The organism is Achromobacter sp. GbtcB20 (assembly GCF_019091095.1).
In the GTDB taxonomy this organism is placed as follows: domain Bacteria; phylum Pseudomonadota; class Gammaproteobacteria; order Burkholderiales; family Burkholderiaceae_B; genus Achromobacter; species Achromobacter mucicolens.
In genome coordinates, this window is the sequence record NZ_JAGXJZ010000099.1 from 1 (window position 1) to 744 (window position 744).

The 744-nt window shown below is 46.0% G+C and carries 1 protein-coding gene; it reads right to left on the minus strand.

Annotation, left to right across the window (positions count from 1 at the left end; translation table 11 throughout):
• On the minus strand, positions 1-648 hold a 648-nt coding region (locus KVT32_RS27975; protein WP_217619182.1), incomplete at its 3' end, for a hypothetical protein.
• Positions 649-744: the final 96 nt, after the last annotated feature.

Consider the following 744-nt stretch of genomic DNA (forward strand, 5'->3'; position numbering starts at 1 on the left):
AAGCATTTTAAAAAATTGACGGAAGAACAGTCTCTGTGCTTTACCTCTTCTCTTCGCTCGACCATTCAGCGCTTGCATGACTTCGTTAAACTCCAGCATAAACTCGTCATGTTCCTCACCGACTTGTAAGTGATCAATTTCGAGTGTAGCGAAGGACGTGCTTGCATCCTCATCTCGCAACATTCCCATTGCGGCGCCAAATCCTGAAATAGCCTGTGCTCGTTTAAAAAGTTGCACGCCGGTGCTTCCCCAGACCTGAACGTTGCTCACTTCTTCCGAATCTTCATCTAGCTCTTGAGTCGGGTGCTTTAAATCGAAAGATGTTATCTTTTGAATTAGTTTGTTCCACGTCAAAAGAAAATCTCTAAATACATCGTGCCTATCATTCTCCTTGGCGAGACTCTCGAGGCTAGAAATATTGTCTAGAATGTCGCCACGGTCTAACGGCGTCTCACTTCTCTCCAAATAAGAGTTGAGCCCTTCAATCACATCCCGAAAGTTGTAGCAATTCGGTTGACGAGCTCGGCGGGCATCTGCTTCACGTATCAGCGTAATGCCTTCTATCTCTATATCCAGATAATCCTGGTACATGATCTCAATTTGATGTCGGACTGACATGGGGGTTTGCCCCGTGTTCAGCGTGAGCATGCGGTACAGAATTCCAATCTTGTTGATTACCTCATATATCTCGCACCGCATAGGGCGAACCAATAATTCTTCTAGCACTTCGGGCTGTCCTGCAGT